The organism is Bradyrhizobium huanghuaihaiense (assembly GCF_007830635.1).
In the GTDB taxonomy this organism is placed as follows: Bacteria; Pseudomonadota; Alphaproteobacteria; order Rhizobiales; family Xanthobacteraceae; genus Bradyrhizobium; species Bradyrhizobium huanghuaihaiense.
Genome location: NZ_VLLA01000031.1, coordinates 51,936 through 65,805, shown reverse-complemented (window position 1 = coordinate 65,805; position 13,870 = coordinate 51,936). Strand labels below are relative to the sequence as shown.

At 66.1% G+C, this 13,870-nt stretch carries 12 protein-coding genes and 1 pseudogene; 9 read left to right on the top strand and 4 right to left on the bottom strand.

Annotated features, from left to right (window positions below; all coding sequences use genetic code 11):
- The 4 genes and pseudogenes from IQ16_RS38225 to IQ16_RS38210 form a co-directional block, all read right to left on the bottom strand.
- Window positions 1–303: helix-turn-helix domain-containing protein (locus IQ16_RS38225; RefSeq protein ID WP_145832068.1), on the bottom strand; the 303-nt coding region annotated here is incomplete at its 3' end.
- A gap of 43 nt (window positions 304–346) precedes the next feature.
- A pseudogene (locus tag IQ16_RS38220) lies at window positions 347–928 on the bottom strand (amidohydrolase family protein); the annotation flags it as partial.
- A 4-nt stretch (window positions 929–932) separates the two neighbouring features.
- The gene (locus IQ16_RS38215; protein ID WP_018641320.1) at window positions 933–2,009 is read right to left on the bottom strand and encodes a maleylacetate reductase; all 1,077 of its coding nucleotides are present in this window, start codon (window positions 2,007–2,009) and stop codon (window positions 933–935) included.
- The gene (locus IQ16_RS38210; protein WP_018641319.1) at window positions 2,006–2,329 is read right to left on the bottom strand and encodes a Dabb family protein; all 324 of its coding nucleotides are present in this window, start codon (window positions 2,327–2,329) and stop codon (window positions 2,006–2,008) included. Before IQ16_RS38210 ends, IQ16_RS38215 begins: the two co-directional genes overlap by 4 nt.
- Before the next feature lie 108 nt (window positions 2,330–2,437).
- Between IQ16_RS38210 and IQ16_RS38205 the strand changes: the two genes are divergently transcribed.
- The 9 genes from IQ16_RS38205 to IQ16_RS38165 all read left to right on the top strand — a co-directional run bounded on the left by IQ16_RS38205 (window position 2,438) and on the right by IQ16_RS38165 (window position 13,854).
- Entirely contained in the window at window positions 2,438–3,361 is a 924-nt protein-coding gene (locus IQ16_RS38205; RefSeq protein ID WP_018641318.1) for a LysR family transcriptional regulator, read from the top strand.
- Between the two features lie 13 nt (window positions 3,362–3,374).
- Window positions 3,375–4,820, top strand: a complete 1,446-nt coding sequence (xylB, locus tag IQ16_RS38200) for a xylulokinase (protein ID WP_018641317.1) — start codon at window positions 3,375–3,377, stop codon at window positions 4,818–4,820.
- A 131-nt stretch (window positions 4,821–4,951) separates the two neighbouring features.
- The gene (locus IQ16_RS38195; RefSeq protein ID WP_018641316.1) at window positions 4,952–6,475 is read left to right on the top strand and encodes a sugar ABC transporter ATP-binding protein; all 1,524 of its coding nucleotides are present in this window, start codon (window positions 4,952–4,954) and stop codon (window positions 6,473–6,475) included.
- A complete protein-coding gene (locus IQ16_RS38190) occupies window positions 6,468–7,508 on the top strand; it encodes an ABC transporter permease subunit (protein ID WP_018641315.1) in 1,041 nt (346 codons plus the stop codon). Before IQ16_RS38195 ends, IQ16_RS38190 begins: the two co-directional genes overlap by 8 nt.
- Before the next feature lie 119 nt (window positions 7,509–7,627).
- Window positions 7,628–8,575 carry an ABC transporter substrate-binding protein gene (locus IQ16_RS38185; RefSeq protein WP_018641314.1) on the top strand — a complete coding sequence of 316 codons (948 nt, stop codon included), beginning with the start codon at window positions 7,628–7,630 and terminating at the stop codon, window positions 8,573–8,575.
- Between the two features lie 166 nt (window positions 8,576–8,741).
- Window positions 8,742–9,209: a MarR family winged helix-turn-helix transcriptional regulator gene (locus IQ16_RS38180; RefSeq protein WP_018641313.1), complete on the top strand. Its 468-nt coding sequence runs from the start codon at window positions 8,742–8,744 to the stop codon at window positions 9,207–9,209.
- Between the two features lie 46 nt (window positions 9,210–9,255).
- Complete coding sequence (locus IQ16_RS38175) at window positions 9,256–10,965, top strand: FAD-dependent oxidoreductase (RefSeq protein WP_018641312.1); 1,710 nt, start codon at window positions 9,256–9,258, stop codon at window positions 10,963–10,965.
- Between the two features lie 78 nt (window positions 10,966–11,043).
- The gene (locus IQ16_RS38170) at window positions 11,044–12,366 is read left to right on the top strand and encodes an MFS transporter (RefSeq protein ID WP_018641311.1); all 1,323 of its coding nucleotides are present in this window, start codon (window positions 11,044–11,046) and stop codon (window positions 12,364–12,366) included.
- A gap of 39 nt (window positions 12,367–12,405) precedes the next feature.
- Window positions 12,406–13,854: an aldehyde dehydrogenase gene (locus IQ16_RS38165; RefSeq protein WP_018641310.1), complete on the top strand. Its 1,449-nt coding sequence runs from the start codon at window positions 12,406–12,408 to the stop codon at window positions 13,852–13,854.
- The last annotated feature ends 16 nt before the right edge of the window (window positions 13,855–13,870 follow it).

Here is a 13,870-nt window from a genome sequence, read left to right as displayed (position 1 = left end):
ATCCAGCAGCTTCAGAATCCGCTTGTCGGTCGTCTTCGTATAGATCGGCTGCTTGCCAGGCCGCGGCTTGTCTTGCAGCCCTTCAAGGCCATGGTCGGCATAGCGATGCCGCCAAAGGCTGACAATCCGCGGCTGGACCCCAACTTCCTTGGCGATCGACCGGGTGCTGCGCCCATCCGCCGCCAACAGAACTATCCGCGCCCGCTTCAAATCGCGCTGCAACGTCACCGGTGAGCGACAGCACGCCTCAAGCACCTTGCGATCTTTCCTCGAAAGGTGGACTTCTCTTGCTTCGGGTATCATCCCGACCTTGAATCACGACTCACGTTCCAAGAAAAGTGGGTACTAGCCCGAGGGTAACGAGGCCGTCGCGGTCGGCGAGGGGGCCTGCCAGCAGCCGCTCGACCTCGCGGCGCGGATGCGGCACTTCCGAGAAATGCGGCTCGCCCGGCTTCGGCTCGGGTTTGGGCGAGCCGTGGAAGAAGGCGGCGCGGATGCCGCTCTCGATCAGGCCGCGGACCGCGGCGTCGGTGTGATCAGGCGTCGGGTTGTTGTGGCACCAGTCGACCAGCGTGGTGACGCCGTGGTTGATCTGGTTCAGCGCGCCGACGAGCGTCGCGATGTAGATGTCGTCGGGCCGGAACACGGTCGCGAGGCCGGCATGCATGCGGCGGAAATATTCCAGCAGCGTCCAGTTCGCGGCAAAGCCGCGCAAACCCGTCTGCCAGGTGTGCATGTGCGCGTTGATCAGGCCGGGGATGACGATGCGGCCCTTGCCGTCAATGATCTCCGTGTCGGCCGCAACGTCGATCGATGGCCGCACGCTGGCGATGCGGCTGCCCTCGACCAGCACGTCGCCGGTGCCGAGGTCACCGATCGCGTCATCCATGCTGATGACGGTGGCCGATCTGATCAGCGTGCGCCGCATCGCGTCACGCCGCTTTGACGGCGCCCGGCGGCTCGCCGGCCCAGGCGCGCGCGATCAGGTCGCGGATGGCATTGCGCTCGAGCGGGCGCGGGTTCCAATAGGCGTTGGTGACGGCGAGATCGGCCGCCTTGTCGATGCCGCTTTCGGGCATGCCGATATCGCGCAGCGCCAGCTTCGCACCCAGCCGCTTGGCGAGGTCGTAGAGTCCTTGCGACGCGTCGGCCGCGCCGATCGCGCGGGAGATCCGCGCCATCGCATCAGGCACAGCCGGCGCGTTGTAGGCGAGCGCATGCGGCAGCACGATGGTGTGGGTCTCGGCATGCGGCAGATCAAAAGTGCCGCCGAGCGTATGGCAGAGCTTGTGATGCAGGGCCATGCCGACGGTGCCGAGGCAGACGCCGCAGAGCCAGGCGCCATAAAGCGCCTCGGTGCGGGCCTCGCGGTCGTCGCTTTTTACAGCGATGGCCGGCAGGGCGCGTGCCAGTGCGCGGATCCCTTCTTCCGCCATCAGCGACGTCACGGGATTGGCGTCGCGCGCATAGAGCGCTTCGACGGCATGGGCGATCGCATTGATGCCGGAGGTCGCGGCCAGGCTCGCCGGCAGCGTCAGAGTGAGATCGACATCGTAGATCACGGTCTCCGGTAGGATCGCCGCATCGCGCACCGTGGTCTTCAGACCGTTCTCGGTCTGGCCGACGATCGGGGTCATCTCCGAGCCGGCATAGGTGGTGGGAATGCAGAGCTGGTTGATTCCGGTGCGCAAGGCCAGCGCCTTGCCGAGGCCGGTGGTCGAGCCTCCGCCGAGCGAGACGACGCAGTCGGCTTCGCATGCCTTCATCGCCGCGAGCGCGCGCTCCGTGACCTCGACCGGGGTATGCATGGTGGCGCCGGGAAAGATGCCGGCATAGAGCGGGCCGAGCGCGGCGCCAAGGCGTTTGCCCTGGGCCTCCTGCTGCGGCGTCGTCAGCACCAGCGCGCGCTTGCCGCCGAGCCGTTCGACCTCGGCCTTGGCCGAGGCAAGCGTTCCGCTGCCGAACACGACGCGGCAGGGCAGGTTTTCAAAGGTGAAGGAACCGATCATGCGCCGGTCTCTTTGATGGGATAATCGACCTGGAAGCGTCCGATCCGCAAGTCGCCGAGCGCCTCGCGTACGCGCAGATGCTCCGGATGATTTGCATAGGCCGCGAGCGCGGCCTGATCGGTGAATTCGGAGAACAGCACCACGTCGCAGGCGTAGTCGACGGCGCTGACGTCCATGCCGACCTCGATATGGATGAGGCCGTCGATCCGGCCCTTGAGGCCCTCGAACAGGGTCTTGACCTTGATCCGGGCGGCGGAGCGCTCCTCGGCGGTCTCCCCGCGCAGCCGCCACATCACGATGTGCCTGATCGGGCCCGACATTTCCTGATTTCCTCGCCTGCTATTTTGCTTGTCTTCTGGCCATTTTGGCTTGCGAGAGACGGAAATAAAGGCCAATAATCGTAAGTCTCTTTTCCTGTTTGCGAAAAAATGGACCGCCTGCTCCAGCTGGAGGTGTTCTCCAAGACGGCCGAGCTCGGCAGCCTGTCCAAGGCCGCCGAGGCGCTGCGCATGTCGAACGCGGCCGCGAGCCGTCATCTCAGCGCGCTGGAGGAGCGCCTCGCCGTTCGCCTGATCGAGCGCAACACGCGCCGGCTGTGGTTGACGGAGGCGGGGCAGGAGCTGTTGGAGCGCTCCAGCACGCTGCTGAACGAGCTCGCCGAAGCCGAAGACGCCGTCTCCGACCGCGCGCTGTCGCCGAAGGGGATGCTGCGCGTGACGAGCTCGTTGTCTTTCGCGATGATCTATCTCGCGCCAATGCTGCCCGCCTTCCGCGCGCTCTATCCCGATCTCAGCGTGCAGATCATCAGCGCGAACCGCTATCTGGACTTCATCGAGGCCGGCATCGACGTCGCAATCCGCACGCGGGAGCACGAGCCGGATTCCAACATCGTCGTCCGCCGCATCGGCCAGATGCACCGCGTGCTCGCGGCTGCCCCGTCATATCTGGAGAAGCACGGCCGGCCGGAGCACCCCGCGGATCTCGCCCGCCACAACATGCTGATCTACAACCTCGCCAACGATCCCTATTCGCTGCGGCTGAGCAAGGGCAGCACGACGCAGACTGTCCGGATCGCGCCGACGCTCGACAGCAATGACGGCCAAATCATCTGCGGCGCGGCGCGCGCGGGGCTCGGCATCCTGATCCAGCCGCTCTACATCGTGCAGAGCGATATCGCGGCCGGCCGGCTGGTGCCCGTCTTGAGAGGCTGGGAGCTGCCGCTACTCACCATGAACATCGCCTATCAAAACCGCGTTCGGCTGCCCGCCAAGATCAGGGTCTTTTCCGACTTCCTGGTCACTCACATCCGCGAGCACTCCGAGCCCGGGATCTGGATCGACGCGACGAAGTAAACGGGAAGCATCCATGTATCTCGGCATCGATCTCGGCACCTCGGCGGTCAAGACCGTTCTCGTCGATGATGCCCAGCGCGTGATTGCAAGCGAGAGCCGGGCGCTCGCGACCGCCTCGCCGCAGCCAGGCTATTACGAGCAGGACCCCGCACAGTGGATCGATGCGACCTTTGCCACGCTGGACGCCCTGAAGGCGTCGCATGCCGGGGCGATGGCGGCGGTCGAAGGCATCGGACTGTCCGGCCAGATGCATGGCGCCACCCTGCTCGATGCAAGTTCGAAGCCGCTACGGCCTTGCATCCTCTGGAACGACGGCCGCTCTGGCGAGGAGTGCCGCGTTCTGGAGCAGCGCTGGCCCGCGTTGCGAGCGGTGACGGGTAACAAGGCGATGGCTGGATTCACCGCGCCAAAACTGCTCTGGATCGCGACGCACGAGCCCGACATTTTTGCGGCGACGAAGCTCGTCCTGCTGCCAAAGGCGTATTTGCGCCTGGTGCTATCAGGCGAGGCCATCGAGGATGTCTCGGACGCATCGGGATCGCTGTGGCTCGACGCCGCGCGCCGGGATTGGTCGGATGCGGCCTTGGCAGCGACTGGCCTGTCGCGCGATCACATGCCGCGTCTGGTCGAGGGATGCGCGCCTGCAACAACGCTGCGCAGCGAACTCGCGCGGCGCTGGGGCATGGCGAGGCCGCCGATCATCGCGGGCGGCGCCGGCGACAATCCGGCCGGCGCCGTCGGTATCGGCGCGATCGAGCCGGGAACCGCATTCGTATCGCTGGGAACCTCCGGTGCCTTGCTGGCACCGACCAACAAAATAGCCGCCAACCCCGATCGCGTCGTGCACACGTTCTGCCACGCCATTCCCGGCATGTGGATTCAGGCCGGCGCGATCCTCTCGGCCGCCTCCTGCCTCGCCTGGGTCGCGCGCCTGTTCGGCGTCGCGGAGGCCGAGTTGCTGGCGCCGCTTGGAGCGCGTCCGCAGGCGCCGTCGCCGGTGAGCTTCCTGCCTTATCTTGCGGGTGAGCGGACGCCCCATGACGATCCCGCCGTGCGCGGCATGCTCGACGGTTTGAGCCATGGCACCGATCGCGGTGCGATCGTGCAGGCGGTGCTCGAGGGCGTTGCCTTCGCGCTTGCCGATTGCCGCGACGCGCTTGCGGATGCCGGCATTGCCATTGCGGATGCCGATGTCATTGGCGGCGGTTCAAGGTCTTCATTCTGGCTTGCGGTGCTGGCCAATGTCTTGAATGTTCCAATCCATCGCTTCGCAGGAGGCGAGACCGGCGCGGCGTTCGGTGCGGCAAGATTGGGGCGGCTTGCTGTCACGGGTGAGGCGATCGCCGCCGTGTGCACGAGGCCGCAGCGCGTCGAAACGCTTGAACCTGACGCTGGCCTGACCGATGCCTATGTCGAGCGGCTTCCCGCCTGGCGCGAACTGTATCGGCCGCGCCACTAGCTGGCCCAATCTGGTTTGCATACTTCAGTATACTCGCCTTCGGTATTGCCCTGCGTCACTCGCTTTTGTTTAATAACCAAACCGCGCTAACGAGACGCGGGTGGGAAACGCATTGTGCGCCGGGAGGCACGATGAACGATCCGATCCTCGAGATGCGCGGGGTCTCAAAGACCTTCTTTGGGATCAAGGCGCTGCGCACGGTTGATCTCACGGTCTATGCCGGCGAAATCCATGCCCTGATGGGGGAGAACGGCGCCGGCAAGTCGACGCTGATGAAGATCCTGTCCGGCGCATACAGGCCCGATCCCGGTGGCGAGATCCGCATCGAGGGCAGCCCGGTGCGGATCGAAGGTCCGCTCGGCGGCCGCGCCGCGGGTATCTCCATCATCTACCAGGAGCTGTCGCTGGCTCCCAATCTCAGCGTTGCCGAGAACATCTATCTGGGCCGGGAGATATCGCATGCGGGTTTGCTGGCCCGCGGCGAGATGCGAGAGGGTGTCGGGCCGATCCTGAAGCGGCTGGGCGCGGATTTCCTGCCATCGACGCTGGTGGCGCATCTGTCCATGGGCCAGCGGCAATTGGTCGAGATCGCCCGAGCGCTGCACGCCAGATCAAAGATCCTGATCATGGATGAGCCAACCACCTCATTGTCGGCCGCCGAAAGCGAGCGGCTGTTCGCGCTGGTCCGCCAGCTTCGCGCCGAGGGGCTTGCCATCATCTACATCTCGCATCGCATGGACGAGGTCTACGCGCTCGGCGACCGCGTCACCGTGCTGCGCGACGGTCGGCTGGTCGGGTCGCTCGACAAGCCTGAGATTCGCGCCGACACCATCGTCCGGCTGATGGTCGGGCGTGACGTTTCCTCGTTCTACAAGAAGGATCACGATCCCGAGGCGGGGCGGGGACATCCCGTGCTCGCAGCGATCGATATGGCCGACGGCCAGCGCGTCAAGGGTTGCTCGCTCACCGTGCATGCGGGCGAGGTGGTCGGGCTTGCGGGCCTGATCGGCGCCGGCCGCACCGAGCTTGCGCATCTCATCATCGGCGCGGCGTCGAAAACCTCCGGCCGGCTCGAGCTGGAGGGACGTCCGGCCGAGATCCGCACGCCGGGCGAGGCGCTCGAGGCTGGCATCGCCTACCTGACGGAAGACAGAAAGGCGCTCGGCCTGTTTCTCGATATGTCGTGCCTCGACAACATCAATCTCGCCGTGCTCGGACGCGATGCGAAGCTCGGCTGGGTCCTGGATCGCGACAAGGCGCGTGAGCGCGCCGACCGGGCCTTCGCAGGGCTCAGCATCCGCGCCGCCAGTGTCGGCGTTGCCGCCGGAGGCCTGTCCGGCGGCAACCAGCAGAAGGTCCTGCTGTCGCGGCTGCTCGCCATTGCGCCAAAGGTCCTCATCCTCGACGAGCCGACGCGCGGCGTCGACGTCGGTGCCAAGTCCGAGATCTATTCGATCATCGACAATCTCGCCAAGGCCGGCACCGCGATCCTCGTCATCTCGTCCGATTTGCCCGAGATCATCGGCATCTGCGACCGCGTCGTCGTCATGCGTAGCGGGCACATCGCCGGCGAGGTCAGGCGAACCGAGACGGCGCCGTTGAATCAGGAAGACATTATGGCGCTTGCCACGGGGATGGAGCATCTCGATGCCTGACAATGCTGCTTCGGAGGCCAAGCCAGCCCCGACGACGACCAACGGCGCTGCCGCAGAGACAAGGCGCCAGCGGATGCGGATGTTGATCAGCGCACTCGGCATGCTGCCGGTGCTGCTGATCCTCTGCATCGGCTTCCACGTGCTGTCCGAGGGCCGCTTCTTCACCGGGCAAAATCTCGGCATCGTGTTGCAGCAGGCTGCGGTGAACACCGTGCTCGCCGCCGGCATGACCTTCGTCATCCTCACCGGCGGCATCGACCTCTCGGTCGGGTCGATCCTGGCGGCCTCCGCGATGGCCGGGCTGACGCTCTCCAAGCTGCCGGAGCTCGGGATGCTGTGGCTGCCGGCCGCGCTGCTCACGGGCCTTGGCTTCGGAATCGTCAATGGCGCGCTGATTGCGCTGCTCCGCCTGCCACCCTTCATCGTCACGCTCGGCTCGCTCACCGCGGTGCGCGGCCTGGCGCGACTGCTCGGCGCCGACACCACCGTGTTCAATCCATCGATCCCCTATGCTTTCATCGGTAACGGCTCGCTGACGCTCATTCCCGGCGTCGCGTCGATCCCGTGGCTCTCGGTGATCGCCCTGCTCGTCATCTTCGTCTCGTGGCTGGTGCTGCGCCGGACCGTGCTCGGCGTGCACATCTATGCGGTGGGCGGCAATGAAAGCGCGGCGCGGCTTGCCGGAATCAAGGTCTGGGCCGTGCTGATCTTCGTGTACGGTGTCTCCGGCCTTTTTGCCGGGCTCGGCGGCGCCATGCAGGCGGCGCGGCTCTATGCGGCCAATGGCCTGCAGCTCGGTCAGTCCTATGAGCTCGACGCGATCACCGCCGTGATCCTCGGCGGCACCTCCTTCGTCGGCGGCATCGGCTCGATCTGGGGTACGCTGGTTGGCGCGCTGATCATCGCCGTGCTCTCGAACGGCCTCATCCTCATCGGTGTCTCCGACATCTGGCAATATGTGATCAAGGGCCTGGTGATCATCGGCGCCGTGGCGCTGGACCGTTACCGGCTGCAAGGCTCAGCCAGAACCTAAGGGGCTCAGCCAGAACCTGAAGGTTCGGTGCGCACCTGTCAGTGCAAGGCTGATGCGAAATTCCGTTGCGGCAACTGGTCTGCCGCGCCGGGGACGAAGACAGACCAGGGAGGAAGTCCATGTTGAAGACGATCACGCTTGCCGGCGCCGCGATGGCGCTCGCCCTGACCACCGCGCCGACCTTCGCCAAGGAGCTCAAGTCGATCGGCGTCTCGCTGGGATCGATGGGCAACCCGTTCTTCGTCGCGCTGTCGAAAGGCGCCGAGTTCGAGGCGAAGAAGACCAATCCCAGTGTGAAGATCACCGCGGTCGGCTTCGAATACGATCTCGGCAAGCAGGTCACCCAGATCGACAATTTCATCGCCGCCGGCGTCGACCTGATCCTGCTCAACCCCGGCGATCCCAAGGCGATCGGGCCGGCCATCAAGAAGGCGCAGGCGGCGGGCATCGTCGTCGTCGCGGTCGACACCGCGGCCGAAGGCGCCGACGCCACCGTGACCACGAACAACGTGCAGGCCGGCGAGATCTCGTGCCAGTACATCGTCGACAAACTGGGCGGCAAGGGCGACGTCATCATCGAGAACGGGCCGCAGGTCTCCGCCGTGATCGACCGGGTCGTCGGCTGCAAGAATGTCTTCGCGAAGAATCCCGGCATCAAGGTGCTGTCGAACGACCAGGACGGCAAGGGCTCGCGCGAGGGCGGTCTCACCGTCGCGCAGGGTTATCTGACCCGCTTCCCCAAGATCGACGCCATCTTCGCCATCAACGATCCGCAGGCGATCGGCACCGACCTTGCGGCTCGCCAGCAAAACCGCACGGGCATTGTCATCACCGCGGTGGACGGCGCGCCCGATATCGAGGCGGCACTGAAGGATCCGCAGTCGCCGCAGATCCAGGCCTCGGCTTCGCAGGACCCGTTCTTCATGGCGCGGCGGGCCGTCCAGGTCGGTGTCGGCATTCTCAACGGCCAGAAGCCGGCCTCGACCGTCGAGCTCCTGCCGTCCAAGCTCGTGACCCGGGACAACGTCGCCGAGTACAAGGGCTGGACCTCGGATCGCTCGCAGTAAGACGCGGTCCGCTACCGCCAACGGCCGAAACACGAGATGGCGGGCGGCTTGCTCGACGCCGCCCGCCGCCAACGCACCTGCGCTGATCGGCCGTACGAGCGCGCCGCGCTGCCTGTTGTGTTAGCGTGGCACGATCTCGATTGGTCGATTCGGAAAGCAGATTTTCGTGAAAGCCAGGATATCCGGCACCGCGTGGCGGCATGCCAATATCGGTCGCCTGCTCAACAACGCCGTGCGGCGCTTCGAAGGCCGCGTGCTCGAATTGATGAGCGAGCGCGGACACGACGAGACGCGCATCGCCCATGTCAGCCTGACCCGCAATCTCGACGTGGAGGGGACGCGGCTCACCGAACTCGCCCGCCGTGCCTCCATGAGCAAGCAGGCGATGGGCGAGCTGGTCGATCAGTGCGCCGAGCTCGGCCTCGTCGATCGCATCGCGGACCCCACCGACCGGCGCGCGCGCATCGTCATGTTCACGCCGGCCGGGCGCAAATGGCTGGATGCGTTTCGCGATGCCGTCGACATCGCCGAGCAGGAGATGCGCGCCGAGCTTGGCAAGGCCACCATGGACGCGATCCTGAAGGGGCTGGCGGTCTATGGTGAGAGGTTCGACACGCTCGAGGATGCCGATTAGTCAGGCTACTTGACGATATCGTCAGGCTACCTTACCATGCAAAATAATGCTGGTAGGGAGAAGCGTCTTGGAAACACGTCTGACGGCCGCGGTGCTCATCGTCGGCGGGGGGCCCTGCGGGCTGATGCTGGCCAACGAGCTCGGCCGGCGCGGCGTGTCCGCGATCCTGGTCGATGAAAAGCCGGGCACGGCATTCAATCCGCAGGCCAATGCGACGCAGGCGCGCTCGATGGAGCACTACCGGCGGCTTGGTTTTGCCGACGAGATCAGGCGCGAAGGGTTGCCCGCCGATTATCCGACCGACGTTGCCTACTTCACGCGCTATACGGCTTACGAGCTGGCGCGCTTTGCATTGCCGTCATCGTCACGCGCTGGCGAGCTGATCAAGGGCATGTCCGGCTCCTGGAGCGCGGCGGAGCTGCCGCATCGGGTCTCGCAGAAATATGTCGAGGCGGTGCTGCGCCGCCATGCCGAACGGCTCCCCGGAATCAAGCTCAACTACGGTCACCGGCTGATCGGCTACACCGAAAGCGATGACGGCATCGTCGGCGAGATCGAACGTCTCGACGATGGCAGCCGCTTCCAGGTCCGGGCCGATTTCCTGGTCGGCGCCGACGGGCCGCGCTCGATGGTCCGGCAAGCGCTGGGTATTGTTTACGGCGGCGAGACCGGGGCGCAGCGCGACTTCATGGGCGGCCGCATGCTGGCGGTCTATCTTCGCGCGCCGGAGTTCTACGCCAGCGTCCCGCACGCCAAGGCGTGGATGTACAATTGCTTCAACGGCGACCGCCGCGCTTTCATGGCCTCCGTGAACGGACGGGACGAATTCGCCTTTCACACGCAGCTTCGGCCGGGCGAGGACGAGGGCGCGATCACGCTCAACGAGGCCAGGGCCGCGTTTCAGCGTGCCTGCGGCGCGCCCATCCCGTGTGAGGTGCTGTCGTTCCTGACCTGGACCGCCGGTCACGCGCTGGTCGCGAACGGGATGCAGCGGGGCAGGGTGCTCCTCGGCGGCGATGCGGCGCATCTGTTCACGCCGACCGGCGGGCTCGGCTACAACACAGCGATCGAGGATGCGGTCAATCTCGGCTGGAAGCTCGCAAGCGTCGTCAAGGGCGTGAGCCCGGTGACACTGCTCGACAGCTACGAGGTCGAGCGGCGGCCGGTGGCGCTCCGCAACACCGATTATGCGCGGCGCTTCGCCGACTCCCTCGGTCTCTTCGCGCCCGCGCCTGACATCGAGGACGCCATGGACGAGGGCAGCGAGGCGCGGCGGATCGCGGGCGTCTATCTCGAGCAGCATGCTCGTGCCGAGTTCAACATCCCCGGCGTCACCTTCGGCGGACGTTACGACGGCTCGCCGATCATCGTCTCCGATGGCAGCCAGCCGCCGCCGGATGCTGCCAACGTCTACATCCCGAGCGCCTGTCCGGGCGGCCGCGCACCGCATGCCTGGCTGGAGGACGGCGTGTCCCTCTACGACCTGTTCGGGTTCGAGTGGACGCTGCTGCAGTTCGGCGAGGTCGCGCCGGCTCGCGCAGCGGTCACGGATGCCGTCCGCAAGCTCGGGGTCGACGTGAAGCTGGTGACGCTGCCGGCATCGTTGCGCGACCTCTATGAGGCGGACCTCGCATTGATACGTCCCGACCAGATCGTCGCCTGGCGCGGCAGCGCGTCACAAGCCGGGACGATCGGACACATCCTTGCACGCGCGCTCGGGCATGGCGTGAGCGACAGCGCGCGACTGGCAAGCTGAGCAGAGCTTCGCCCCGCATTCAATCTGCGCCAGTACGGCCAACAATAACAAGACGACAACAACACCGGAGGAGGAAACATGACCACTGGAGCATTCGAGGATTACGACGATCATGCCGCTGCCGCCGGCGCCGGGCAGACCGCGAGCAGCCGCCGGCGCATTCTGATCGCCGGCACCATCGGCACCGCGATCGAATGGTACGACTTCTTCATCTACGGCCTGATCGCGCCGCTGGTGTTCGACCAGCTGTTCTTTCCGAAGTTCGACCAGCTCACCGCAACCATCGCGGTGTTCGCGACGTTCGCCGTCGGATTTCTGGCACGTCCGCTCGGCGGTCTCGTGTTCGGCCATTTCGGCGACCGCTTGGGGCGCAAATCCGTCCTGCTGTGCACGCTGCTCCTGATGGGGCTTGCGACCATGTCGATCGGGCTGTTGCCGACCTACGGCAGCGCGGGTGTGGGCGCGACCGTCGCGCTGGTCGTGCTGCGCTTCCTTCAGGGCTTTGCGCTCGGCGGCGAGTCCACCGCGGCGATCCTCATGGCGATCGAAACGGCGCCCGGAAACAAGCGCGGTTTCTCAGCCGCGGTGATCCAGGCCGCGGGTCCCGTCGGTGTCGTGCTCGCCTCGTTCGCGGCACTCGCGATCTCGCGGCTGCCGGAGGCGGACCTTTTGTCATGGGGCTGGCGCGTTCCGTTCCTGATCAGCGCCGTGCTGGTCGCGCTCGGCGTCTACATGCGCTGGCGCATCGAGGAGAGCGCGACGTTCCGCGACGCCGAAGACTCCGAAGCGGTGCCGGCCGTCGAAGCAGTGAGGGGACACTGGCGGCCGATCCTCATCGTGTTCTTCGCCGAGATGGCGCAAACGTCCTATTTCTACCTGACCGCCATCTTCACCATCTCCTTCGCGACGCGTCAGCTCGGCGTCCAGAAGGACGTGATCACGCAGGCCGTGCTGTTTGCCAATCTCGTCGGGCTCGTGGCCATGCCGCTGATCGGCGCCTGGTCCGACCGGATCGGACGCAAGCGCCTGTTCCTGGCGGGCGTCGTGCTCGCGGCGGCCTCGATGTTTGCGTTCTACGGCGTGGTCGCAAGCCGTGACACACTTCTGATAATGGGGGCAGTGATCCTTGCTGCGGGCATCATCCATCCGCTGATGTTCAGCACCGAGGGAAGCTATTTCCCGGAGCTGTTTCCGACCCGCATCCGCTTCACCGGCGTGTCGATCGGCAAGCAGTTCGGCACGGTGCTCGGCGGCGGCATCGCGCCACTCGTCGCCACCAGCCTGTTTGCGCAAACGGGCTCCACCTACGCGATCACGGGCTACTACGTCGCGCTCGCGCTCGCAGCGATGATCGCGCTCGGCTTCGCGCACGAAACCAGCAAATCGCGGCTACTCGGCTGAGCCCAGCCAAGACATCGCCAAAACATCAGGGAGGTTCTCATGGACGTCAGTCTTCTCATCAGCGGCCAGGATCAGGCCGCGTCGACCGGCAAGATATTCGAGCGGCGCAATCCACTGTCGCAGGAGGTGGCAAGCCGGGCGGCTGCCGCGACGGTTTCGGATGCGGACACCGCGGTGGCCGCAGCTTCAGCCGCGCTTCCCGCATGGTCGGCGCTCGGCCCCAACGCGAGGCGGGCGCTGCTGCTGAAGGCCGCCGACGCGCTCGATGCCAAGCGCGATGCCTTCATCAGGATCATGATGGCCGAGATCGGCACGACCGAGGTCTGGTCGGCCTTCAACGTCAAGCTCGCATCCGGCATGCTGCGCGAGGCGGCATCGCTGACCACGCAGATTGCGGGCGAGGTGATCCCGTCCGACAAGCCGGGATGCCTCGCGATGTCCGTGCGCCAGCCGGCGGGCGTGTGCCTCGGCATCGCGCCGTGGAATGCGCCGATCATTCTCGGCGTCCGCGCCGTGGCGACGCCGCTCGCCTGCGGCAACACCGTCGTGCTCAAAGCGTCCGAAATCTGCCCCGGGACGCACCGGCTGGTCGGCGAGGTTTTCAAGGACGCAGGCTTCCCGCCCGGTGTCGTCAACGTCCTCACCAACGCGCCCGCCGATGCGCCGGCTGTGGTCGAACGTCTCATCGCCAATCCCGCGGTACGGCGGATCAACTTCACCGGTTCGACCCGCGTCGGCCGCGTCATCGCCGAGCTCGCCGGACGTCACCTCAAGCCGGTGCTGCTCGAGCTCGGTGGCAAGGCGCCGCTGGTCGTGCTCGACGACGCAGACCTCGATGCCGCCGTCGCGGCCGTGGCATTCGGCGCCTTCATCAACCAGGGCCAGGTCTGCATGTCGACCGAGCGGGTGATCGTCGACGAGGCGGTGGCCGCGTCCTTTGTCGAGAAGCTCGCGAAGAAGGCGAGCGCGCTTCCCGCCGGCGACCCGCGCTCCGGCCCGGTGGTTGTCGGCTCGATGATTGATGAAGCTCCCGCCAGGCAGGTCGTTGCCCTGATCGACGACGCCATCGCCAAGGGCGCCGTCAAGGTCGCGGGCGGAGAGCGCACCGGCACGGTCGTTCCGGCAACGGTGCTCGACCGCGTCGCGCCAGGCATGCGTATCTACACCGAGGAGAGCTTTGGTCCGGTCGTCTCCGTGATCCGCGCACGCGGCGTCGACGAGGCCGTGCGGCTCGCCAATGACACCGAGTACGGCCTCTCGGCCGCCGTGTTCGGCCGCGACGTCGCGCGTGCGCTGACGGTGGCGCAGCGCATCGAAAGCGGCATCTGCCATGTCAACGGCCCGACCGTGCATGACGAGGCGCAGATGCCGTTCGGCGGCGTGAAGGGATCGGGCTACGGCCGCTTCGGCGGTCAGGCCGGGATCGCCGAATTCACCGATCTGCGCTGGATCACCATCGAGACGCAGCCGCAGCACTATCCGTTCTAACTACGCCGCAAACGAA

What these genes read in the sequence shown, in the direction of transcription:
- IQ16_RS38215 (WP_018641320.1), bottom strand. Translation starts at nt 2,009, where the DNA reads ATGATCGGTTCCTTCACCTTTGAAAACCTGCCCTGCCGCGTCGTGTTC.
- IQ16_RS38175 (WP_018641312.1), top strand. Translation starts at nt 9,256, where the DNA reads ATGCTGGTAGGGAGAAGCGTCTTGGAAACACGTCTGACGGCCGCGGTG.
- IQ16_RS38170 (WP_018641311.1), top strand. Translation starts at nt 11,044, where the DNA reads ATGACCACTGGAGCATTCGAGGATTACGACGATCATGCCGCTGCCGCC.
- IQ16_RS38185 (WP_018641314.1), top strand. Translation starts at nt 7,628, where the DNA reads ATGTTGAAGACGATCACGCTTGCCGGCGCCGCGATGGCGCTCGCCCTG.
- IQ16_RS38165 (WP_018641310.1), top strand. Translation starts at nt 12,406, where the DNA reads ATGGACGTCAGTCTTCTCATCAGCGGCCAGGATCAGGCCGCGTCGACC.
- IQ16_RS38210 (WP_018641319.1), bottom strand. Translation starts at nt 2,329, where the DNA reads ATGTCGGGCCCGATCAGGCACATCGTGATGTGGCGGCTGCGCGGGGAG.
- IQ16_RS38205 (WP_018641318.1), top strand. Translation starts at nt 2,438, where the DNA reads ATGGACCGCCTGCTCCAGCTGGAGGTGTTCTCCAAGACGGCCGAGCTC.
- IQ16_RS38195 (WP_018641316.1), top strand. Translation starts at nt 4,952, where the DNA reads ATGAACGATCCGATCCTCGAGATGCGCGGGGTCTCAAAGACCTTCTTT.
- xylB (WP_018641317.1), top strand. Translation starts at nt 3,375, where the DNA reads ATGTATCTCGGCATCGATCTCGGCACCTCGGCGGTCAAGACCGTTCTC.
- IQ16_RS38190 (WP_018641315.1), top strand. Translation starts at nt 6,468, where the DNA reads ATGCCTGACAATGCTGCTTCGGAGGCCAAGCCAGCCCCGACGACGACC.